Annotated in this window: 23 protein-coding genes; 3 read left to right on the top strand and 20 right to left on the bottom strand. The window is 73.3% G+C overall.

Annotation, left to right across the window (positions count from 1 at the left end; translation table 11 throughout):
• From carA to AC4H2G_RS15435, 10 genes are all read right to left on the bottom strand, one after another.
• Complete coding sequence (gene carA, locus AC4H2G_RS15390; protein WP_494366607.1) at window positions 1-1,266, bottom strand: glutamine-hydrolyzing carbamoyl-phosphate synthase small subunit; 1,266 nt, start codon at window positions 1,264-1,266, stop codon at window positions 1-3.
• On the bottom strand, window positions 1,263-1,859 hold the full coding sequence (locus AC4H2G_RS15395; protein ID WP_494366608.1) for a PH-like domain-containing protein: 597 nt from the start codon (window positions 1,857-1,859) through the stop codon (window positions 1,263-1,265). The genes carA and AC4H2G_RS15395 overlap by 4 nt, the downstream gene beginning before the upstream one ends.
• Window positions 1,856-3,208: a dihydroorotase gene (locus AC4H2G_RS15400; RefSeq protein WP_494366609.1), complete on the bottom strand. Its 1,353-nt coding sequence runs from the start codon at window positions 3,206-3,208 to the stop codon at window positions 1,856-1,858. Before AC4H2G_RS15400 ends, AC4H2G_RS15395 begins: the two co-directional genes overlap by 4 nt.
• Window positions 3,205-4,320: an aspartate carbamoyltransferase catalytic subunit gene (locus AC4H2G_RS15405; protein ID WP_494366610.1), complete on the bottom strand. Its 1,116-nt coding sequence runs from the start codon at window positions 4,318-4,320 to the stop codon at window positions 3,205-3,207. Before AC4H2G_RS15405 ends, AC4H2G_RS15400 begins: the two co-directional genes overlap by 4 nt.
• On the bottom strand, window positions 4,317-4,958 hold the full coding sequence (pyrR, locus tag AC4H2G_RS15410; protein ID WP_494366611.1) for a bifunctional pyr operon transcriptional regulator/uracil phosphoribosyltransferase PyrR: 642 nt from the start codon (window positions 4,956-4,958) through the stop codon (window positions 4,317-4,319). The genes AC4H2G_RS15405 and pyrR overlap by 4 nt, the downstream gene beginning before the upstream one ends.
• A gap of 170 nt (window positions 4,959-5,128) precedes the next feature.
• The gene (gene nusB, locus AC4H2G_RS15415) at window positions 5,129-5,548 is read right to left on the bottom strand and encodes a transcription antitermination factor NusB (protein WP_435735857.1); all 420 of its coding nucleotides are present in this window, start codon (window positions 5,546-5,548) and stop codon (window positions 5,129-5,131) included.
• Window positions 5,549-5,565: 17 nt separating this feature from the next.
• Window positions 5,566-6,129, bottom strand: coding sequence for an elongation factor P (efp, locus tag AC4H2G_RS15420; protein WP_435735856.1), 564 nt, complete (start codon window positions 6,127-6,129; stop codon window positions 5,566-5,568).
• A 149-nt stretch (window positions 6,130-6,278) separates the two neighbouring features.
• Entirely contained in the window at window positions 6,279-6,737 is a 459-nt protein-coding gene (locus tag AC4H2G_RS15425) for a hypothetical protein (protein WP_494366612.1), read from the bottom strand.
• A complete protein-coding gene (locus tag AC4H2G_RS15430) occupies window positions 6,734-7,339 on the bottom strand; it encodes a hypothetical protein (protein WP_494366613.1) in 606 nt (201 codons plus the stop codon). The genes AC4H2G_RS15425 and AC4H2G_RS15430 overlap by 4 nt, the downstream gene beginning before the upstream one ends.
• A 60-nt stretch (window positions 7,340-7,399) precedes the next feature.
• A complete protein-coding gene (locus AC4H2G_RS15435) occupies window positions 7,400-7,861 on the bottom strand; it encodes a type II 3-dehydroquinate dehydratase (protein WP_494366614.1) in 462 nt (153 codons plus the stop codon).
• 120 nt (window positions 7,862-7,981) lie between these two features.
• Between AC4H2G_RS15435 and AC4H2G_RS15440 the strand changes: the two genes are divergently transcribed.
• The gene (locus tag AC4H2G_RS15440; RefSeq protein WP_494366615.1) at window positions 7,982-9,439 is read left to right on the top strand and encodes an MFS transporter; all 1,458 of its coding nucleotides are present in this window, start codon (window positions 7,982-7,984) and stop codon (window positions 9,437-9,439) included.
• Window positions 9,436-10,224 carry a glycerophosphodiester phosphodiesterase family protein gene (locus tag AC4H2G_RS15445; RefSeq protein WP_494366616.1) on the top strand — a complete coding sequence of 263 codons (789 nt, stop codon included), beginning with the start codon at window positions 9,436-9,438 and terminating at the stop codon, window positions 10,222-10,224. Before AC4H2G_RS15440 ends, AC4H2G_RS15445 begins: the two co-directional genes overlap by 4 nt.
• Before the next feature lie 51 nt (window positions 10,225-10,275).
• Here the strand turns inward: AC4H2G_RS15445 and AC4H2G_RS15450 are convergent, their stop codons facing one another.
• The 4 genes from AC4H2G_RS15450 to aroC are packed head-to-tail and all read right to left on the bottom strand — an operon-like array spanning window position 10,276 to window position 13,859.
• Window positions 10,276-10,878: a hypothetical protein gene (locus AC4H2G_RS15450; RefSeq protein ID WP_494366617.1), complete on the bottom strand. Its 603-nt coding sequence runs from the start codon at window positions 10,876-10,878 to the stop codon at window positions 10,276-10,278.
• A 4-nt stretch (window positions 10,879-10,882) separates the two neighbouring features.
• The gene (gene aroB / locus AC4H2G_RS15455; RefSeq protein WP_494366618.1) at window positions 10,883-12,043 is read right to left on the bottom strand and encodes a 3-dehydroquinate synthase; all 1,161 of its coding nucleotides are present in this window, start codon (window positions 12,041-12,043) and stop codon (window positions 10,883-10,885) included.
• Window positions 12,040-12,642, bottom strand: coding sequence for a shikimate kinase (locus AC4H2G_RS15460; protein ID WP_494366619.1), 603 nt, complete (start codon window positions 12,640-12,642; stop codon window positions 12,040-12,042). The genes aroB and AC4H2G_RS15460 overlap by 4 nt, the downstream gene beginning before the upstream one ends.
• Window positions 12,642-13,859: a chorismate synthase gene (aroC, locus tag AC4H2G_RS15465; RefSeq protein WP_494366620.1), complete on the bottom strand. Its 1,218-nt coding sequence runs from the start codon at window positions 13,857-13,859 to the stop codon at window positions 12,642-12,644. Before aroC ends, AC4H2G_RS15460 begins: the two co-directional genes overlap by 1 nt.
• A 124-nt stretch (window positions 13,860-13,983) precedes the next feature.
• Between aroC and AC4H2G_RS15470 the strand changes: the two genes are divergently transcribed.
• Entirely contained in the window at window positions 13,984-14,676 is a 693-nt protein-coding gene (locus AC4H2G_RS15470; RefSeq protein WP_494366621.1) for a prepilin peptidase, read from the top strand.
• Window positions 14,677-14,995: 319 nt separating this feature from the next.
• Here the strand turns inward: AC4H2G_RS15470 and AC4H2G_RS15475 are convergent, their stop codons facing one another.
• The 6 genes from AC4H2G_RS15475 to alaS form a co-directional block, all read right to left on the bottom strand.
• Window positions 14,996-15,370 carry a peptidoglycan-binding domain-containing protein gene (locus AC4H2G_RS15475; protein ID WP_494366622.1) on the bottom strand — a complete coding sequence of 125 codons (375 nt, stop codon included), beginning with the start codon at window positions 15,368-15,370 and terminating at the stop codon, window positions 14,996-14,998.
• A gap of 254 nt (window positions 15,371-15,624) precedes the next feature.
• Window positions 15,625-16,014 carry a peptidoglycan-binding domain-containing protein gene (locus AC4H2G_RS15480; RefSeq protein WP_494366623.1) on the bottom strand — a complete coding sequence of 130 codons (390 nt, stop codon included), beginning with the start codon at window positions 16,012-16,014 and terminating at the stop codon, window positions 15,625-15,627.
• A 76-nt stretch (window positions 16,015-16,090) separates the two neighbouring features.
• Window positions 16,091-16,960 carry a shikimate dehydrogenase gene (locus AC4H2G_RS15485; protein ID WP_494366624.1) on the bottom strand — a complete coding sequence of 290 codons (870 nt, stop codon included), beginning with the start codon at window positions 16,958-16,960 and terminating at the stop codon, window positions 16,091-16,093.
• Complete coding sequence (gene mltG / locus AC4H2G_RS15490; RefSeq protein ID WP_494366625.1) at window positions 16,957-18,111, bottom strand: endolytic transglycosylase MltG; 1,155 nt, start codon at window positions 18,109-18,111, stop codon at window positions 16,957-16,959. Before mltG ends, AC4H2G_RS15485 begins: the two co-directional genes overlap by 4 nt.
• On the bottom strand, window positions 18,108-18,641 hold the full coding sequence (gene ruvX / locus AC4H2G_RS15495) for a Holliday junction resolvase RuvX (protein ID WP_494366626.1): 534 nt from the start codon (window positions 18,639-18,641) through the stop codon (window positions 18,108-18,110). The genes mltG and ruvX overlap by 4 nt, the downstream gene beginning before the upstream one ends.
• Window positions 18,638-21,325: an alanine--tRNA ligase gene (alaS, locus tag AC4H2G_RS15500; protein WP_494366627.1), complete on the bottom strand. Its 2,688-nt coding sequence runs from the start codon at window positions 21,323-21,325 to the stop codon at window positions 18,638-18,640. Before alaS ends, ruvX begins: the two co-directional genes overlap by 4 nt.
• Between the last annotated feature and the right edge of the window lie 62 nt (window positions 21,326-21,387).

Here is a 21,387-nt window from a genome sequence, read left to right on the forward strand (position 1 = left end):
TCAGCTCTCCTTGGTGGTCTGCAGGTCGGCGGCCCCGGAGGTCTGCGTCCCGCCGGAGCGGGACGTCATGAGCTCGACGAAGCGGTCGAAGAGGTACGCGGCGTCGTGCGGGCCGGCCGCGGCCTCGGGGTGGTACTGGACGGAGAAGGCGGGCAGGTCGAGGCACTCGAGCCCCTCGACCACCTGGTCGTTGAGCCCGACGTGGGACACGACGACGCGCCCGTAGCGGCCGTCGTCGTAGGGAGCGACGGAGACCGCGTCGTCCGCCGACCCCTCGATGGTGCCGAGCGGTGCGTCGACCGCGAACCCGTGGTTGTGCGCCGTGACCTCGACCTTGCCCGTGCGGCGGTCCATGACGGGCTGGTTGATGCCCCGGTGCCCGTACGCGAGCTTGTAGGTGCCGTAGCCGAGCGCGCGCCCGAGGATCTGGTTGCCGAAGCAGATGCCGAAGAACGGCGTGCCGCGGTCCAGGACGCCGCGCAGGAGCTCGACCTCGTGCGTCGCGGCGCTCGGGTCGCCGGGGCCGTTGGAGAAGAAGACGCCGTCGGGACCGATCGCGTCGATCTCGTCGTTCGTCGTCGCCGCGGGAACGACGTGCACGCGCACCCCGCGCTCCGCGAGCCGCTGCGGCGTCATCGACTTGATCCCGAGGTCCACGGCGACGACCGTCGCGACGGGCCCGCCGTCGGGCGTCGATCCCGCCACGGGCTCCACGACGTACGCCTCGGGCGTGCTGACCTCGCGGGCCAGGTCGGCGCCGGCCATCGCCGGGGTGGCCTTCACCTCGGCGACGAGGTCCTCCGTCGTGCGGGGGTACCCGTCGCGCACGAGCGCGTCGCCGGAGAAGATCCCCGCGCGCATCACGCCGAGCTCGCGCAGGTGGCGCGTGAGGGCGCGCGTGTCGACGTCGCTGATGCCGACGACGCCCTGCTCGGTGAGCTCGTCGTCGAGCGTGCGCACCGAGCGCCAGCTCGACGGGCGGCGCGCGGCGTCACGCACGACGTACCCGGCGACCCAGATCTGCCGCGACTCCGGGTCCTCGTCGTTGACGCCGGTGTTCCCGATGTGCGGGGCGGTCATGACGACGATCTGGCGGTGGTAGGAGGGGTCGGTGAGCGTCTCCTGGTACCCGGTCATGCCGGTGTTGAAGACGATCTCGCCGACGGTCGTGCCGCGCGCGCCGTAGGCGCGCCCGGCGTGGACGGTGCCGTCCTCGAGGACGAGCAGGGCCCGGTCCGAGGTCGTGGTGGTCGCTGAGCTGGTCACTGTGCTTCCTTGTCGTTCTGGTCGGCAGGGACGAGTGCGAGCACCGCGTCGAGCAGGCGCGGCACGTCGTCGTCGTGGCGGGGCATGAGGCCGGTGTCCAGGAGCACCGGGTCGGGCGACGGCGGGGTCTCGGCCGGTCCCTGCGCACCGCCGTCCGTCGCGGGCACGGGCTCGGCGGGCACGGCCCAGGAGACGACGACGATCGCGTCCTTGCCGACGAACTTGCCGGCCATGCCCGGGGTGAGCGCGGCACCGGAGACCGCGGCCGCGGGGACCCACAGGTCGGGCGCGCCCGACCGGGCGGCGTGCAGGCCGCCGTCGTGCACGGTGACGACAGCGCGCGACCGGTCCCCGAGCCCGTGGGCGCCCACGCGGGCGAGCCAGTCGCCCGCGAGCGTGCTGGAGACGTAGAGCGCGTCGAGCGGGCCGAGCGTGACGGCGCCGCGGCCGCCCGGGGCCGGCACGGCCGGAGGCGTCGGGACGACGCCGGCGGACCGTCCGGCGAGGCGGCGGCGCCCGACGAGCACGAGCGCGAGCAGGACGACGCCGAGGACGACCCAGATGCCGACGGCGACGGGCTGGGGAAGGTTCACGCGCGCACCTCCTCGACCGGGGCGCCGTCGAGCACGGTCGCCCGGCCGCGCAGGAACGTCGCGACGACGCGGCCCGGCAGCTCGCGGCCCTGGAACGGCGTGTTGATGCTCGCCGTGGCCTGGGTCGAGCCGTCGACGACGCGCCGCGCCGCGGGGTCCACGAGCGTGACGTTCGCGGGCTCGCCCACCTCGAGCGGGCGACCCTGGGCGGTCGGTCCGGTGTCGATGCGACCGATCCGGGCCGGGTTCGCCGACAGCACGCGCGCGACGTCGGCCCACGTCAGACGGCCCGTGTCGACCATCGTCTCCTGGACGACGGCGAGCGCGGTCTCGAGCCCGGTCATGCCGAACGCCGCGGCGGCCCACTCGCAGTCCTTGTCCTCGACGGGGTGCGGCGCGTGGTCCGTGGCGACGATGTCGATCGTCCCGTCGGCCAGCCCCGCCCGCACCGCCTCGACGTCCGTGGCGGTGCGCAGCGGCGGGTTGACCTTGAACGTCGGGTCGTACCCTCGCGCGAGGTCGTCCGTGAGGATCAGGTGGTGCGGCGTGACCTCCGCGGTGACGTCGATGCCCCGGGCCTTCGCCCACCGCACGATCTCGACCGAGCCCGCCGTCGACAAGTGGCACACGTGCAGGCGCGAGCCGACGTGCTCGGCGAGCAGGACGTCGCGCGCGATGATCGCCTCCTCGGCGACCGCCGGCCAGCCGGCGAGGCCGAGCTCCGCGGACACGACGCCCTCGTTCATCTGGGCGCCCTCGGTGAGGCGCGGCTCCTGCGCGTGCTGCGCCACGACGCCGTCGAACGCCTTGACGTACTCCAGCGCGCGGCGCATGAGGATCGGGTCCGCGACGCACTTCCCGTCGTCGGAGAACACGCGCACGCGCGCGGCCGAGTCGGCCATCGCGCCGAGCTCGGCGAGCTGCTCGCCCGCGAGCCCGACCGAGACCGCGCCCACGGGGTGGACGTCGACCCAGCCGGCGTCTCGGCCGATGCGCCACACCTGCTCGACGACGCCCGCCGTGTCCGCGACCGGGGTCGTGTTGGCCATCGCGTGGACCGCCGTGAACCCGCCCGCCGCGGCGGCGCGCGTGCCGGACTCGATCGTCTCGGCGTCCTCGCGCCCCGGCTCGCGCAGGTGCGTGTGCAGGTCGACCAGGCCGGGCAGGGCGACGAGGTCCGTGGCGTCCACCACGACCACGTCCTGCCCGCCACGGTCGCCCGCGTCCGACGCGCCGACGGGCGCGATCTCGGCGACCACGCCGTCGGCGAGGACGAGGTCGACCGGCTCGCCGCCGAGGGGACGTGCCCCGCGCAGGACGTACGTGGTGCTGGATGCGGCGCTGCTCACGAGGTGGCGACCCTTTCGGTGGAGGAGACGGGCGGGGCGGTGACCGGGGTTGCTGCGGGCACGGGCGGGTCCACGACCGTCCCGGGGGCGTCCGTGCCCGCGAGGAGGAGGTAGAGCACGGCCATGCGGACCGCGACGCCGTTCGCGACCTGCTCCACGATGACGGCGCGCGACGAGTCCGCGGCCTGCGCCGAGATCTCCAGGCCACGGTTCATCGGTCCCGGGTGCATGACGACCGCGTGCTCCGGGAGGAGCTCGAGGCGCCGGGCGTCGAGGCCGAACTTGCGCGAGTACTCGAGCGGGTTGGGGAAGAACGCCCCGCCCCCGGCGCCCGAGCCGCTCATGCGCTCGCGCTGCACACGCAGCATCATCACCGCATCAGGCCGGGTGTCGGCCGTGCCGTCCGGGCCGTCGCCCGCGAGGGTCGCGTCGAGGTGGTACGACACGTCGCACGGCCACGTCTCGACGCCCACCGGCAGGAGGGTGGGCGGGGCGACGAGCGTCACGCGCGCACCGAGCGTGTGCAGCAGGTGCACGTTGGACCGTGCGACGCGCGAGTGCAGCACGTCCCCGACGATCGCGACGTGCCTGCCCGCGAGGTCCGCGCCGCGCGCCGCGACGTCGTCCGGCCCGGACGCTCCCGGCGCCTCGAGCGCGCTGCCCGTCAGGTGCCGGCGGAGCGTGTAGGCGTCGAGCAGGGCCTGCGTCGGGTGCTGGTGGGTGCCGTCGCCGGCGTTGACCACCGCGGCGTCGAGCCAGCCCGCGTGCGCGAGCAGGTGCGGCGCGCCGGACGCCTGGTGGCGCACGACCACCGCGTCGGCGCCCATCGCCTGCAGCGTCAGGGCCGTGTCCTTGAGCGACTCGCCCTTCGACACGCTCGACCCCTTGGCGGAGAAGTTGATGACGTCGGCCGACAACCGCTTGGCCGCCGTCTCGAACGAGATGCGCGTGCGCGTGGAGTCCTCGTAGAAGAGGTTGACCACCGTGCGACCGCGCAGCGTCGGCAGCTTCTTGATCTCGCGCGACTGCGTCGCCGCCATCTGCGCGGCGGTGTCGAGGATGCGGATCGCGTCCTCGCGAGCGAGCTCCTGGGTCGAGAGCAGGTGCCTCATGCGCCGGCCTCCTCGCTCGCGTCGGGCTGCGGGGCGGGACGGATGACGACCGCGTCCTGCGTCCCGGTGCCGTCCACCTCGTGCAGGCGCACGCCGACACGCTCGCTCGTGGAGGTGGGCAGGTTCTTGCCGACGAAGTCGGGGCGGATGGGCAGCTCGCGGTGACCGCGGTCGACGAGCGCGGCGAGCTGCACGGCGCGCGGGCGCCCGAGGTCGCTGATCGCGTCGAGCGCGGCGCGGATCGTGCGGCCGGAGTACAGGACGTCGTCGACCAGGACGACGACCTTGCCGTCGATGCCCGACGCCGGCAGGCGGGTCGCGCCGATCGGGCGCGTCGGGTGCCGGTGCAGGTCGTCGCGGTACATCGTCACGTCGAGCTCGCCGACGAGCGCGTGCGCGTCCTGCGTCGCAGGGTTCTCGCCGTCGATCGTGGCGAGGCGCTCGGCGAGCCGGTCCGCGAGGGGGACGCCGCGCGTCGGGATGCCGAGGAGGACCAGGTCCCGCGTCCCCTTGTTGCGCTCCACGATCTCGTGGGCGATGCGGGTCAGCGCGCGGGAGATGTCCGCGGCCGTCATGACGACGGTCCCGTCGGACGGGGGCGTCGAGGAAGATGTGGGCACAGCAGCGCCAGAGCTCATGTCCGGCGACCTCCTTCCCCGCCTCACAGGACGGGCCTTAAAGGATGTCTGACGGTCCCCACCCTACCTGGCGGCAGGGGACGGACCCGGGACGAGTCCGCCCGGTGGGACGCGGCGTCGGTCACACCGGACCGACGCCGCGCCACCGTCCCGGCGGGCCGTGGTGGGACTCAGGCCGTGATCGTCGGCTTCATCTCGACGATGCGGGCGAGGAGCCCGTTGACGAACGACGGCGAGTCGTCCGTGGAGAGCGAGCGGGCGAGGTCGACGGCCTCGTCGATCGCGACGACGTCCGGGACGTCGTCGTTGAAGAGGATCTCCCAGCCGCCGATGCGCAGCAGCGCGCGGTCGACCGCGGGCATGCGCTCGAGCGTCCACCCGTGGGAGTACGTCTCGAGCAGCTCGTCGATGCGGTCGCGGTGCGCGAGGACGCCCTCGACGATGTCGACCGTGTACTGGGGCACCGCGGACTGCGCGGCGCCCGGGTCGACGAGACGGTCCGCGAGCAGCGTCGCGGGGTCGACCGTGCGCTGCTCCGCCTCGAAGAGGACGTCGAGCGCGCGCTTGCGCGCCTTGGTGCGTGCTCCCATGTGAGTGTGCCGGCCCGTCAGTCGTTCACGCGGCCGAGGTACGACCCGTCACGCGTGTCGACCTTGACCTTCGTGCCCTGCTCGAGGAAGAGCGGGACCTGGATCTGCGCGCCGGTCTCGAGCGTCGCCGGCTTGGTGCCACCGGTCGAGCGGTCGCCCTGCAGGCCCGGCTCGGTGTAGGTGATCTCGAGCACGACGGACGGAGGGAGCTCGACGTACAGCGGCTGACCCTCGTTCGACGCGATGAGCACGTTCTGGCTCTCGAGGAGGTAGTCCTTCGCGTCACCGACGGTCGCCGCCGGGACGGTGATCTGGTCGTACGTCGACGTGTCCATGAAGACGTAGTCCGCACCGTCCATGTACAGGTACTGGAAGTCGCGGCGGTCCACGTTGGCCGTCTCGATCTTCAGGCCGGCGTTGAACGTCTTGTCGACGGTCTTTCCCGTGAGGACGTTCTTGATCTTCGTCCGGACGAACGCGCCACCCTTGCCGGGCTTGACGTGCTGGAACTCGATGACGCTCCACAGCTGGCCGTCGATCCGGAGCACGGTGCCGTTCTTGATGTCGTTGGTCGTCGCCACGTTCGTCTTCCTGTCGCAGGGTCTTCTGGGGGCTGCACGTGGCCGTCCCACCGGGCCCGGCACGAGGCGCCGGGCACGCGATGATCGCGCGGCTCGGGCGGACGGTCATGTCCGGTCGAGGGCGGAGCGGCAGATGGGCCTGGTCGATCCTACCGGAGCGCGCCGAGCACGGCGTCGGCCACGACGCCGACGACCGCCGCCCACGACATCGAGGCGAGCGTGCCGACGACGAAGCGCTCGGACGCGACGGGGTGCTCGCGCAGCTCGGGGTACCGCCCGAGACCCTTGATCGCGACGACGAACGCGATGCCCGAGGGGTACCCGGCGAGGAGGCAGCCCGTGATCGCGAAGCGTTCCAGGAAACCGATCCACGTGCCGCCGCGCAGGGCCTTCACCGCCTCCGTCCCGATGGTGCCCGTCGTCGGCGGCGGAGGCACGGGCAGCGACGCCGGGTCGACCCCGGCCTGGCGGCGCAGCCGCCCTGGCCGCCCGGGGCGGGCCGCCGCGCGGAGCACGCCCTGCGTCACCGGCGCGCCGCCGAGCACGCTCACCGCGAGCGCCACCACCCAGACGACGACGGTCCACACGATCGTCACCGGTTCCGTCATGCGTCGGTCTCCCCCAGCAGCCTCTCGACGACGGGTCGGGCCGCCGCCTCCTCGGGCCAGAGCGCGGAGCGCAGCCTCTGGCTCACCGCCTGCTCGCTGATCGCGAGCCGGCGGGCCACATCCTTCTGGGTGCCGCCCACATCCGCGAGGGTGTCGACGGCCTCCCACCCGTGCGTGGTGCGTCGCGCGGCGACTGCCGCGAGGAGCCGGAGGAGCGCCTCGACCTCCTCGGCGCGTCCTGGCCGTCCCCCGCGCACGGCGACGGGCGCCGTGGCGGTGCGGGACTTCGCCTGGTCGACGGCCTCGCGCGCGCGCACGAACGCCTCGCCCGACGCCTCGCGGGAGACGTCCGGCAGCGGCTCGTCCACCGGTCCGACGCCGAGGCCCACGCTCCACCCGCCGTCGCGCAGGAGGTCGAGCACGACGTCGAGGACGGTACCGGGGTCGTCGAGCACGCCCTGGACCTCGTCGCCGACGGTGCGGTCGAAGCCGACGACGACTCCCGGCCGTCCGTCGAGGAGGTCGCGCAGATGGCGCAGCAGCGCCGGCACGCGGTCGGGATGACCGGTGCTCGCTCGCTGGTCCACCGTGAGGACGAACATGACGTCCAGGCTAGGGCCTTGATAGTGGCATATCAAGCCTGAAGGGTTGATAGATCCCGATCAAGGCGTCCCGTCCTCGCCCCGGACGCGCGCGGCCACCGCCTCCAGGGCGAGCCGGTACGAGTCGAACCCGAAGCCCGCGACCGTCCCCGTCGCGACCGCGCCGACGACCGAGTGGCTGCGGAACGCCTCGCGTGCCGCGGGGTTGCTCAGGTGCACCTCGACGAGGAGCAGACCCGAGGTCGTGACCTGGGCCGCGGCGTCGCGCACCGCGTAGGAGTAGTGCGTGAAGGCGGCGGGGTTGAGCACCACGTGCGCCCGGGCGTCGACGGCCTCGTGGAGCCACGCGAGCATCTGCGCCTCGTCGTCCGTCTGGCGTGCCTCGACGTCGAGGCCGAGGTCGCCGCCCCACCGCACCGCGGCCTCCCGCAGGTCGGCGAGCGTCGCCGACCCGTAGATCTCCGGCTCCCGCACGCCGAGCCGGCCGAGGTTGGGTCCGTTGAGCACGAGCACGCGTTCCATGCCCCGACCCTAGCGCCGCGCAGGCGCCGTGCGTCGCGTCGTCCGTCGTTCCCCCGCCGTCCACGTCCTCGTCACCCGTCCGTGCCCTGACGTGCGCCGACGTCCCGTACCGTCCGCCGCGTGACGCAGAGCACCCCCGCCACCACACCCTCGACCGACCCGGTGCGCCCCACCGGTGACGGCACCCCGACCACCTCCGGCACGCCCGACGGGCGCCCCGCCGATCGCTCCCCCGCCGGCCCCCGCGCGGTCGCCGCGTGGGCGTCGTGGGACTGGGGGTCGGCGGCGTTCAACGCGGTGGTGACCACGTTCGTCTTCACGACGTGGATCACGAGCACCGCGTTCGTCGAGGCCGGCACGGGCGACGCCGACGCCGTCGTCGCGCGGCACACCACGTGGCTGGGCTGGGGCCTGACCGCCGCGGGCGTCGTCGTCGCCCTCCTGGCCCCCGCCCTGGGCGCCCTGGCCGACGCGTCGGGGCGTCGGCGCCTGTGGCTCGGCGTCAACACCGCCGTCGTCGTCGCGGCCATGGCGGCCATGTTCCTCGTGCGCCCCGAGCCCGGGTCGCTGAGCGACGCCGTCGTCGTGGGCGTCGTCCTCCTGGCCGTGGGGAACGTGTTCTTCGAGCTCGCGTCCGTCGCGTACAACGCGATGCTGCTCGACATCTCGACGCCCGCCACGGTCGGGCGGGTGAGCGGCCTCGGCTGGGGAGCAGGGTACGTGGGCGGCATCGTGCTGCTGCTCGTCCTGTTCGTCGGCTTCATCCAGCCCGAGGTCGGATGGTTCGGCGTGACCGGCGAGGACGGGCTGGACGTCCGGGTGAGCGTCCTCCTCGCGGCGGCGTGGTTCGCGGTCTTCGCCGTCCCGGTGCTGCTCGCCGTCCCGGACCCCGTGCGGTCGCCCGGTGCGGGCGTGAGCCTCGTCGGTGCCTACCGGCGCCTCGGGCGCGACCTCTCCCACCTGTGGCGCGAGCGTCGCGCGACCCTGTGGTTCCTCGTCGCGAGCGCGGTCTACCGCGACGGTCTCGCCGGCGTGTTCACCTTCGGCGCCGTCATCGCGGTCGGCACCTTCGGGTTCTCCTCGAGCGAGGTCATCGTGTTCGCCATCGCGGCGAACGTGGTCGCCGGTCTCTCGACCGTCGCCGCCGGGTGGCTCGACGACCGGGTCGGCGCACGCCGGGTCGTCGTCGGCTCGCTCGTCGGACTCGTGGTCGCGGGCACGGCCGTCTTCGTCCTGCGCGACGGCGGCCAGGGCGCGTTCTGGGTGTGGGGCCTGCTGCTCACCGCGTTCGTCGGGCCGGCGCAGTCCGCGAGCCGCACCCTCCTGGCCCGCCTCGCCGAGCCCGCGCACGCCGCGGAGACGTTCGGCCTCTACGCGACGACGGGCCGGGCCGCGAGCTTCCTCGCCCCGTTCGCCTTCACGACGTTCGTCGCCGTCTCGGGCTCGCAGGCGTGGGGCGTCCTCGGGATCGTCTCGGTCCTCGTCGTCGGCCTCGCGCTGCTCCTGCTGGTGCGCCTGCCGGCCGCCGCGGGCCCCGCCGCGCGGGCTGACGCACAGTCGGGCACGCTGGCAGGGTGACGACCGAAGCGCTCCGGGGCACCCCCTACCTGCACGCGGGCTTCGTCGCGCTGGCCCATCGCGGGTTCGCGCCGACGGGTCTGGAGAACTCCCTCGCGGCGTTCGAGGCCGCGCGCGAGCTCGGCTACCGCTACGTCGAGACGGACGCGCACGCGACGAGCGACGGCGTGGCGGTGGCGCTGCACGACGCGTCCCTCGACCGGACGACCGACGGCCACGGCCTCGTCGCGCGCCAGCCGTGGCGCACGGTGCGGCGCGCGCGCATCGGCGGCCGCGAACCGGTCCCGGCGCTCGAGGACCTCCTGGGCGCGTGGCCGGACCTGCGCGTCAACGTCGACGTCAAGTCGGCCGCCGCGGTGGAGCCCGTCGCCGAGGTCATCGAGCGCACGCGCGCGCACGACCGCGTGTGCGTCGCGTCGTTCTCGGTCGCCCGGCGCCGCGCCACCGTCGCGCGCCTGTCGCGACCCGTCGCGACGTCGGCCGCACGGCCGGAGGTCGCCGCGGTGGTGCTCGCCGCCCGCAGCGGGCGACCTGTCCGGCGACGGCGGGGCGCCGTCGACTGTCTCCAGGTGCCCGAGCGGGCCGGTCGCGTGCGGATCGTCGACCGCCGCTTCGTGCGGACCGCCCACGCGGTGGGTCTCGCCGTCCACGTGTGGACGGTCAACGCCGCGCAGGACATGGACCGGCTCATCGACCTCGGCGTCGACGGGATCGTCACCGACCGGGCCGACGTGCTGCGCGACGTGCTCGAGCGCCGTGGACGGTGGCGACCGCTCCCCTCGTGACCGGACTGACCGCTCGGCTCCGACGTCGCACCCCGCGCACGGGGTGCGACGTCAGTACCGCGACAGGTCCGAGGTGTGGCGTCGTGGCTCGCGGCGGCGCGGCCGCGGCTCGTCGCTGAGCTCCAGGGTCGCGGCCCACGCGACCCGTCCCGCGCACCCCACCCGCACCGGACCGCCGGACCGTCCGTCCGGCGCGAGACGGAAGACCTCGAGCGTCGCGGGCCCCCGCAGCGCGCGCGGGCGGTAGAGCTCGAGGTGCGCGTACCGGGCCGCCGGGACGGGGACGAGCTCGCGCGAGAGCTCGACCACGGTGACGCGCGACGACGTCTCCGGGCTCCCGCGGCCCGTCCCCGTCCAGCGCGCGACCGGCACCGCGCCGACCGCCGGCGCCCAGCGGCGGTGCGCGCGGGCGAGCGCGACGAGCGAACCCGCCGCCGCGAGCAGGAAGAGCGCCGCGAAGAAGCCCGCCGTCCAGCGCGCGGTTCCGGACGTGAGGAGGGTGACCACCGCCGCGACCGCGCCGACGGCGCCGAGGCCCACGGCGAGCGCCCGCGGCAGTCTCTCCTCGCGCCGACGGACCGCCGCGAGGTCGGGGTCGTCGGGCGGAAGGTCCTCGACCGGCTCATCGGCGGTCGCGTCGGCCGGTCGCGCCATCGGGTCAGAGGGCGACGGGGCCGCGACCCACGGGCGCGTCGGCGCTGATCTCCGCGTACGCGGCGGCGAGCAGGGTCGGGTCGGGGCCCTCGAGGCGCGTGGGGCGCGCGACGTCGTCGAGCACGACGAACCGCAGGAGGTCACCGCGCGACTTCTTGTCGCGGCGCATCGCCGAGAGCAGCTGGTCCCACCGGTCGCCGCGGTACGTGAGCGGCAGGCCGAGCGTGCCGAGAATCGTCCGGTGCCGCTCGACGACGTCGTCGTCCAGCTTGCCCGCGAGCCGCGCGAGCTCGGCGGCGAACACCATCCCGACCGACACGGCCGCACCGTGACGCCACTGGTACCGCTCGGTGAGCTCGACCGCGTGGCCGAGCGTGTGCCCGTAGTTGAGGATCTCGCGCAGGCCCGACTCCTTGAGGTCCTCCCCCACGACCCGCGCCTTGACCGCGACGGACCGCTCGACGAGCTCGGCCACGACGGCCCACGTCTGCGGCGTCGTCTCCCGGACACCCCACTCGCGCAGCGCGTCGGAGTGCTCCTCGACGAGCTCGAGGATGCGCTCGTCCGCGATGAACCCGGTCTTGACGACCTCCGCGAGCCCCGCGACGAAGTCCCAGCGGCCGAGCGACTCGAGCGACGCGAGGTCGCACAGGACGCCCGCCGGCGGGTGGAACGACCCGACGAGGTTCTTGCCCTCGGACGTGTTGATGCCCGTCTTGCCGCCCACCGCCGCGTCGACCATCGCGAGCAGCGTGGTCGGGACGTGCACCACGCGGATGCCGCGCAGCCACGTCGCGGCGACGAAGCCGCCGAGGTCCGTGGTCGCGCCGCCGCCGACCGTGACGATCGCGTCGGAGCGCGTGAAGTCGGCCTGGCCCAGCACGCCCCACAGGAACGCCGCGACCTGCGCGGTCTTCGCCTCCTCGGCGTCCGGCACCTCGGCGACGAACGCCTCGTAGCCCGACGCCTTGAGGTCCTCGTGGACGACCTCCGCCGTCGCGGCGAGCGCCGCCGGGTGCACGACGAGCACACGGCGCACGCCGTCGCCGAGCAGCGCGGGCAGCTCGCCGAGCAGGTGGCGCCCGATGACGACGTCGTAGGGCTGGTCGCCGGACACCCGCACCCGGGCGGGTGCGGGGGCGTCGGCCGGGGTGGTGTCGGTCACGCGGGGTCCTCCGTGGTCGTGCGTCGTGCGGCGGGCGCGAGGTGGTCGGGGCCGCTCCCCCGCTCGTCGAGGTGCGCGCGGATCTCGTCCGCCACCTGGGCGGGCGTGCGGGCGTCGGTGCGGACGCGCACGGTCGCGAGGCGCTCGTACACGGGTCGGCGGGCCTCCATGAGGGCCGCCCAGCGGGAGCGAGGGTTGCCCAGCAGCAGTGGCCGGGCCTGGTTGAAGCCGACGCGCGGGGCGGCGTGCGCGAGGCTCACGTCGAGGAACACCACGACGCCGCCGCCGGCCGCGTAGGCCTCGAGCGCCGTCTGCGCGTGCGCGTCGAGGACGGCCCCGCCGCCGAGCGCGAGCACGCCGTCATGGGTGGCGAGCGCCGTCGTGACGGCCTCGCGCTCCAGCTCGCGGAACCGCGGCTCGCCGTGCTCGACGAAGATGTCGGCCACCGACATGCCGGCGACCTCCTCGACGTCCGTGTCGGTGTCGCGCTGCGCGAGACCGAGCTGGTCGGCGAGCTGGCGCGCCACGGTGGACTTGCCGCTGCCGGGCGGACCGAGCAGGACGACGACCGGGCGGGTGCCGGGGGCGACGGGGGTCATCAGCGCTGCAGCTCCGGGATCGCGGCGAGGTAGGACTCGGCGTTGCGGCGGACCTCCGCGACCGAGTCGCCGCCGAACTTCTCGAGCACCTGCTCGGCGAGCACGAGCGCGACCATGGCCTCGGCGACGACGGCCGCCGGCGGCACGGCGCACACGTCGGAGCGCTGGTGCTGCGCGGTCGCGGTCTCGCCCGTCGCGACGTCGACGGTCGCGAGCGCGCGCGGCACGGTGGAGATCGGCTTCATCGCGGCGCGCACGCGCACGACCTCGCCGTTGCTCATGCCGCCCTCGACGCCGCCCGCGCGGTTGCTCAGGCGCCGGATGCGGCCGTCGTCGCCGCGCTCGATCTCGTCGTGCGCGGCCGAGCCGCGGCGGCGCGCGGTGCGGAACCCGTCGCCGACCTCGACGCCCTTGATGGCCTGGATGCCCATGAGGACCGCGGCGAGCCGGGCGTCGAGCCGGCGGTCGCTCTGCGCGTACGTCCCGAGACCTGACGGCACCCCGTAAGCGAGCACCTCGACGACGCCGCCGAGCGTGTCGCCGGCCTTCTGGCACTCGTCGATCTCGGCGACCATCGCGGCCGACGTCGCGGCGTCGAAGCAGCGCACGGGGTCGGCGTCGAGCGCGGCGACGTCGTCCGGGCCGGGGGCGGGCGCGTCCTCGGGCACCTCGACGGGACCGATGCCCACGACGTGCGACACGAGGCGGACGCCGAGCGCCTGCTCGAGGAACTTCGCGGCGGCGGCGCCGAGCGCGACGCGCGTCGCGGTCTCGCGCGCGGACGCGCGCTCGAGGACGGGGCGCGCGTCCTCGAAACCGTACTTGCGCATGCCCACGAGGTCGGCGTGCCCCGGGCGGGGACGCGTGAGCGGGCGGTTGCGCGCGATCTCGCGCACGTCGCCCGTCCCGGCGTCGACGAGCAGGGCCTCGGGCGGCACGGGGTCCGACGACATGACGTCGACCCACTTCGGCCACTCGGAGTTGGCGATCTCCAGGGCGAGCGGGCCGCCCTGGGTGCGCCCGTGGCGCAGGCCGCCGAGGATCCGCAGCGCGTCCTGCTCGAACTTCTGGCGCGACCCGCGCCCGTAGCCCATCCGGCGGCGCGCGAGGGCGGCCTGCACGTCGGCCGTCGTGAGCTCGACGCCCGCGGGGAGCCCGTCCAGGATCCCGACCAGCGCCTGACCGTGCGACTCACCCGATGTCAACCAACGCAGCATGATCGCCATCCTCCCACGCGCGCAGGGCGACTCCGGCGGACGCCCGTAGTGCGGACCCACGCACCGGACGGGTCCTGTGGACGACGCCGGCGCGCGGCCCCGCGGGCGCGCTACGGTGCCGCGCATGACGGATCAGGGGGCAGGGCAGGTCCACGTCCCGGGGGCCGGACGCCGGGATCCCGAGCGGCACGAGGCGCCCGCGGGCGGCGCAGGGTCGCGCAGGGCAGCCGGGACAGGGACGGCCTGGTCCCGGCGTGCCCGGGCGGAGCTCGCCCTCGCGGGTCGCGGCGCCCGGCTCGCGGCGCTGGGTGCCGCCGTCCTCGCGGCGTGGTGGTCGGGTCTCTCCTGGGAGACGCCCGCGTTCTCGCTCGTCGCCGCGGCGTGCGCGCTGCTGGCCGTGGTCGACGCGCGGACCCACCGCCTCCCCGACGCGATCCTGCTGCCGGCGTGGGTCGTGGGCGTGGTCCTGCTCGGCGTGGCCGCGCTCGCGACGGGCGACGGTCCGGGGCTCGTCCGCGCGGTCTGCGGCGGGCTGCTCGGCTTCGGCGCGTACGCCGCGCTACGGCTCGTGCACCCGCCCGGGCTCGGGTTCGGCGACGTGAAGCTCGCCGGTCTGCTCGGGACCGCGCTCGCGTGGCTCGGCTGGTCGGAGCTCGCCGTGGGGCTCGTCGCGCCGTTCGTCCTCGGAGGCACGTGGGCGGTCGCTCTGCTCGTGCTGCGCCGTGCGACGCGCTCGACCGCCGTGCCGTTCGGACCGTTCATGGTGCTCGGCGCCGCCTTGGCCGGTTCTTTAGGCGGGAGGGTCTTGCTAGGCTGAATTGATAGCCTAACACCTGTTTCTAGGAGACTTCACCTAGCACCGGCTTTAGCTCCCCCCGATTCTAGGTCGCATATCTCGGTGGTAAAGACTCAAGGACTCAGAGCTTGCTCAGCAACTCTTTGTCGCTCGCGGCGGAATCGCACGGTCGGATGCCAACTGCAAACAACGCACGTGACGCCGACAACACCGACGGGGAACGCTTGACACCCTCCCGTCGGCATCGCCGGCGATTGCTCGCGGGTTTGCACACTTCCAGATTTGCACCAGCAAAGGACTAGATCGCGGCGAAACTCACCACACGGCGAAGCCAGAACGACTAGTACGCATGGCATGACGGGCGAGGCGTCCCGCTGCTCCAGAAGACCCATTGCATGGCGCTGCGCGTCTGCGGCCCGTACACACCGTCCGCAACCAGTCCGCGACTGCGCTGGAACGCGACGAGCGCCGACCGCGTAGCCGGCCCAAAGGACCCATCCGGGGCCAGCGAAATACCGTTACACTGACTCAGTGAATCCTGCATCGCCCGAACCGCAGCTCCTGTATTACCGTATCGGAGATTGCACGTATACGTTCCGGCAGAAGAAGCATACGGAGTTGCAATTCCATTGCGAATCCCGGTCGTATTACAGGTTGGGTATGCAGCAGCAGCGGGCGTCGCAGCGGCGATACCGCCGACTGCCACGATCCCCACGCTCAGAACACGATCCCCACGCTCAGAACACGATCCCCACGCTCAGAACTGTTGCCAAGAACCGTTGAGCAAGTTTCACTGTTCCTCCGAAAGACCTGGTGGTGGTGAGGCGGAGGCGCTGAATCAAACATGGTCCATGGAGGAGTTGGCTACTGCGAGACGTTAGTTGACCGTGCTTCGATCATGCCGCCGTACCCCTACCACTTCCTCACACCTCGGCTGCGTCACAACGTCATGGCTCGCAGCATTTCGGTTCAGCAGCCAGCGTGCACGTACGACCATGAGGTCGCCTGATCCCGGTAAGGCCCGTTGCAGAGCACACCCCACGTCATCGGGCCGACGTAGCCGTCCTGGGCAAGGCCATATCGCTGCTGAAGACGGAGCACAGCAGAGCGCGTAGCCGGACCAAACGAGCCGTCTGGCGCGATCGCGGGGCCAGAGATAATCCCTTTCCAGCGGAAGGCATCCAGAATGTTCTGAAGCGACGCTACGCAGTCTCCGGTAGAACCGTAGCTATAAACGCGCTTGTTGCATCCTGCACTGGTCACTGCGGACGCCGACTGGCCGGCAGCCACTCCCACGGTTGCACAGAGCATCAGCGCGAGCAGACTTGACACCACGCGACGCATAATTGACCCAGACATGATCCCCCCGAATACTCTTGACCCCTTTGACGGACACAAAGGTACAGGGTCACACTTCACGGCACAAGGCTGGCGCCTAGGTCATCTTGGACAAGAGGACATAGCCCATCGCATCAAGCGGCGCAGCGCAGCCGGTCATGAGACGCACCTGCTCCGCTGCCTGGTGCAGGAGCATGCGCTCGCCCCCCACGACGGTCGCGCCCGCCGCAGCCCAGGCCGCGGAGAGCGCTGTCGGCTGGGGATCGTAGACGACGTCGAGGAGGACTCCCCCGGGCATGGTCCCGGACGTCGCGAGCGCGTCCGCCACCGGGTCCGCGGCGCGGGACGGGAGCGTCGCGACGACGACGTCCGCTCCGGCGAGGCGGTCGTGCACCGTCGCGGCCGTCGGGTCAAGGATCTCGAACCGCGGCTCGACGCCCATGCGGTGCGCGGCACGCTGGAGACCGCCGGTGCGACCGAGCGAGCGGACCAGCACCGTCGGGGACGCGCAGCCCAGCTCGGCGAGAGCGGCGAGGGTGGACGCCGCGGTCGCGCCCGCGCCGAGCACGACCGCAGACCTCACCGAGCGCTTGCCGAGCCCTTCGCGCAGCGCGGCGACGAGGCCGTGCACGTCCGTGTTGGTGCCGACGAACGTCGGTCGCCGACCGCCCGTCGGCTGCACCACGAGGGTGTTCACCGCACCGACGACGTTCGCGAGCGGGTCCACGTGGTCGAGCAGCGGGATCACCGCGTGCTTGAGCGGCATCGTCAGGCTCAGCCCGGCCCACGACGCGTCGAGCGTCGACACGAGCACCGGGAGCTGCTCCTCGGTCGTGTCGATCGCGTCGTACCGCCAGCCGTCGAGCCCGAGCGCGTCATAGGCGGCCCGGTGCAGCACCGGGGACAGCGAGTGCGCGACCGGGTGCCCGAGGACCGCGGCACGGCGCGGCGTGGACGACCCGCTCACCCGGCGTTCTCCTCGAGCCACTGCTTGAGCTGCTGCTCGTACACCTGGTGCTCCGCGTAGGTCTCCGTGAAGATCGTCTCGCCGGTGTCGAGGTTCACAGTGACCCAGAACATCCAGTCCCCCGGCTCAGGGTTCAGCACGGCTTCGACGGACGCCTTGCCAGGCGAGGCGATCGGCCCCGGCGGCAGCCCGGTCAGCGCGCGCAGGTTGTACGGGTTGCTCGTGTCGGCCAGGTCGTCCCGCGTGAGGTCCTCTCCGGACTTCCCGGCGCCGTACGCGACGGCCGCGTCGATCCCGAGCCGCTCGCCGACCGCGAGCCGGTTCTCGATGACGCGCGCCATCTTCGGGCGGTCCTCGTCGTGCTTCGCCTCGCGCTCGATGAGGGATGCCTTGATGAGCACGGTCTGCCGGTCGGCTGCAGGAACGCCGAGACCGTCGAGCTCGAGCACCGTCTGGCTGACCATGCGCTGGATCACTCCGATGGCCGTCGTCTCGTCCGGCTCCAGGACGTACGTCGTCGGGTAGAGCCAGCCCTCGTAGTTCCCGTTCGCCTCGGCGGGCAGGCCGGTCGCCGCGGTGTCTGCCATCGCGGCCTGGAGCTCCTCGACGGGGATACCGGTCACGGAGGACGTCTGGTCGAGCACACGCTCGACCGTCCATCCCTCCGGGATGGTGATCTTCGTCTCGACCCGGCTGTCGTTCGCGACCAGGCGCGCGACGGCGTACTCCGCGCTCATGCCCTTGAGCAGCGTGTGCGTCCCGGGCTGGATCGTCCCGGCGTTGCCGTTGGCCTCGAACGCCTCGACGAACGCCGCGGTGCTCGCGACCACGCCCGCGTCGACGAGCGCCGTGCCCATGTCGCGTCCCGTCGAGCCCGGTTCGATCACGACGTCCACGGGCTCGGTGCCGGGACCCTCGAAGTCCTTCGCCTCCAGCGGGTTGTCGAAGCCGAAGAGGCTCGTGACGTTCTGCGAGATGACGTAACCGGCGCCCCCCACGACGAGCAGCGAGACGAGCACCACGACCGCGGCGCGACGACGACGCCGCGCCTTGCGCTTCTTCGCGGCGCGGCGCGCGCGCTCCGCCGAGCGCGACGATCGCGCCGGCTGCTGGTCCCCCTGGACGGTGGGGCGTTCGAACAGGTCGGTCACTGTCGGTGGTCTCCTGTCGGGTCTACAGGTTCTCCGGCGCGCGCCCCCGCGCCCCGCTCGGCGTCGAGAGCGGTCTGCAGAATGATAACGGCCGCTGCCTGGTCGACGACGGCGCGGTGCTTGCGGCCCGAGCGCCCGGCGGCGTGGAGCACCTGGTGGGCGCTCACCGTCGTCATCCGCTCGTCGACGAGGTGCACCGGGACGGGTGCGACGGCGCGTGCCACGCTCCCAGCGTACGCCCGGGCATCCTGCGCGGCGGCACCTTCGGCCCCCGAGAGGTGCCGCGGCAGGCCGACGTAGACGACGGCGGCGCCGCGCTCCTGCACCTCCTGCGCGACCCGGGCGACGTCCCGCGGGACGCCCTGACCTGCGGCGGCGTCACGGGCGAGCGTCTCGACCGGGGTCGCGACGAGACCGTCGGGGTCGCTCGCGGCCAGGCCGACACGCACGCTGCCGACGTCGACGCCCAGGCGCGCCCCCCGCGGGAGGGCGCGCCCGGCGTCGGGCAGGGGAACGGCGGGCACCGTCACGCGGCCGAGGAGGCGCCGTCGCGCACGCCCTGCAGAGCGGCGGGCAGCGCCGAGACGTCGGTGCCGCCACCCTGGGCCATGTCGTCCTTGCCGCCGCCTCCGCCGCCGAGCGTCTGGGCCGCGGTCTTCGCGAGCGAGCCGGCACGCAGCCCGGCCGCGCGCGCGGACGCGTTCGTCACGACGACCACCTGTGGGCGGCCCTTCGCGACACCACCGACGGCGACGACGCTCGGCTCGGACTCCCCGAGGCGACCGCGCACGTCGAGGGCGAGCGCCCGCAGGTCGTCCGCCGAGGCGACCTCCCCGGCGTCGTGCACGACGACGCGCACCTCGCCAACACGCTCCGCGCTGGCAGCCAGCGACCCGGCGACGGCGAGCAGCTGCGCCTGACGCAGCTGGGCGAGCTCCTTCTCGGCGTCGCGCAGCCGCGACACGAGCGAGCCCACCCGGTCGGGGAGCTCGTCGCTGCGCACGTTGAGCAGTCCGGTGAGCTGCCCGACGAGCGCGTGCTCCTTGGCCTGGAAGCCGTACGCGCCGTCGCCCACGAGCGCGTCGACGCGGCGCACGCCGGAACCGATGGACGACTCGCCGAGCAGCGTGACGAGGCCGAGCTGGCCCGTGCGCTGCACGTGCGTGCCCGCGCACAGCTCGCGCGACCAGTCGCCGCCGATCGACACGACGCGCACGGTGTCGCCGTACTTCTCGCCGAACAGGGCCATCGCGCCCATCGCGCGCGCCTCGGCGATCGGCATGAGCTGGTCCGTGACGTCGAGGTTCTCGGCGAGCTGGGTGTTGACCCGCTCCTCGATCTCCGACAGCGCCCCGCCCGGCACCGCCGACGAGCGGCGGAAGTCGAACCGGATGCGGCTCGGCGCGTTCTCCGAACCGGCCTGCGTCGCGTCCTTGCCGAGCGACTCCTGCAGCGCCTTGTGGATCATGTGCGTCGCCGAGTGCGCACGACTGATCGCCTTGCGGCGCGCCGTGTCGATCGTCGCGGTGCCGGGGTCGCCCAGCGCCGCGGTCCCCTCGACGAGGCGGCCTCGGTGCACCGACAGGCCCTTGATCGGACGCTGCACGTCGTCGACCTCGATGGTCGCGCCGCCGTCGAGCACGATCGTGCCGTGGTCGGCGAGCTGGCCGCCGGCTTCGGCGTAGAAGGGCGTGCGGTCGAGCACGACCTCGACGTCCGCCGGAGCGGTCGCCGCCGGAGCGGGCACGCCGTCGACGAGCAGACCGGCGACCTTCACGGCCGCGGTCGACTCGGTGTACCCGAGGAACTCGAGGGGCGTGGAGAGCTCCGAGGCGAGCGACTCGTACGCAGCGGTGTCCACGCCGCCCGAGCGCTTGGCGAGCGCGTCGGCACGGGCGCGCGTACGCTGCTCGGCCATGAGGGAGCGGAACGCCTTCTCGTCGACCTGCACGCCCTGCTCGGCAGCCATCTCGAGCGTCAGGTCGATCGGGAACCCGTAGGTGTCGTGCAGCGCGAACGCCTGGTCCCCGCCGAGCACGGGCGTGCCGCTCGGGCCGGCCGTCGCCTTCGCCCTCGACACGGCCGTGTCGAGGATCGTCGTCCCGGACGTCAGGGTGCGCCGGAACGCGTCCTCCTCCGCGTACGCGATCGAGGAGATGCGCTCGAAGTCGGTCGCGACCTCCGGGTAGGAGGCGGCCATGGCGTCGCGGCTCACGGGGAACAGCGCCGGCAGCGCGTGGCCCTCGACCCCCAGCAGACGCATCGCGCGCACGGAGCGGCGCAGCAGGCGGCGCAGGACGTAGCCGCGGCCCTCGTTCGAGGGGCGCACGCCGTCGCTGATGATCATGAGCGCCGAGCGCACGTGGTCGGCGACGACGCGCATGCGCACGTCGTCGTCCCGGTTCGCCCCGTAGCGCCTGCCCGAGAGCTCCTGCGCTGCCGAGATGACGGGGAAGACCTCGTCGATCTCGTAGAGGTTGTCCTTGCCCTGGAGCAGGTACGCGACACGCTCGAGGCCCATGCCCGTGTCGATGTTCTTGCGCGCGAGCTCGGAGACGATGCGGAACTCCTCCTTGGAGCGCACGTCGTCGATCGCGTACTGCATGAACACGAGGTTCCAGATCTCGAGGTAGCGGTCCTCGTCGACGACGGGCCCGCCCTCCTTGCCGTACGCGGGCCCACGGTCGACGTAGATCTCCGAGCACGGGCCGGCCGGCCCGGGCTGGCCCGTCGTCCAGTAGTTGTCCGCCTTGCCGCGCGCCTGGATGCGCTCGTCGGGCAGCCCGGCGATGCGCTTCCAGAGCTGACGCGCCTCGTCGTCGTCGTGGTAGACGGTCACCCAGATGGTCTCGGGGTCGAAGCCGTAGCCACCCTCGGCCTGCGGGCTCGTGATGAGGTCCCAGGCGTAGGTGATCGCACCTTCCTTGAAGTAGTCGCCGAACGAGAAGTTGCCGTTCATCTGGAAGAACGTGCCGTGCCGCGTCGTCTTGCCGACCTCGTCGATGTCGAGCGTCCGCACGCACTTCTGCACGCTCGTCGCGCGGTCCCACGGCGGCGTCTGCTCACCCGTCATGTACGGGATGAACGGGACCATGCCGGCGATGGTGAACAGCGTCGACGGGTCGGGCGAGACGAGGGACGCCGAGGGGACCACGGTGTGATCGCGGTCGGCGAAGTAGTCGAGCCAGCGCTTGCGGATCTCGGCGGTGCGCATGATGTCCTTCGGTCTTCGTGGGGCGGGCCCGGCAGGGCCACAGGATTCGGGCAGGCGTTCGG

This window comes from Cellulosimicrobium sp. BMG9.23 (genome assembly GCF_059159985.1).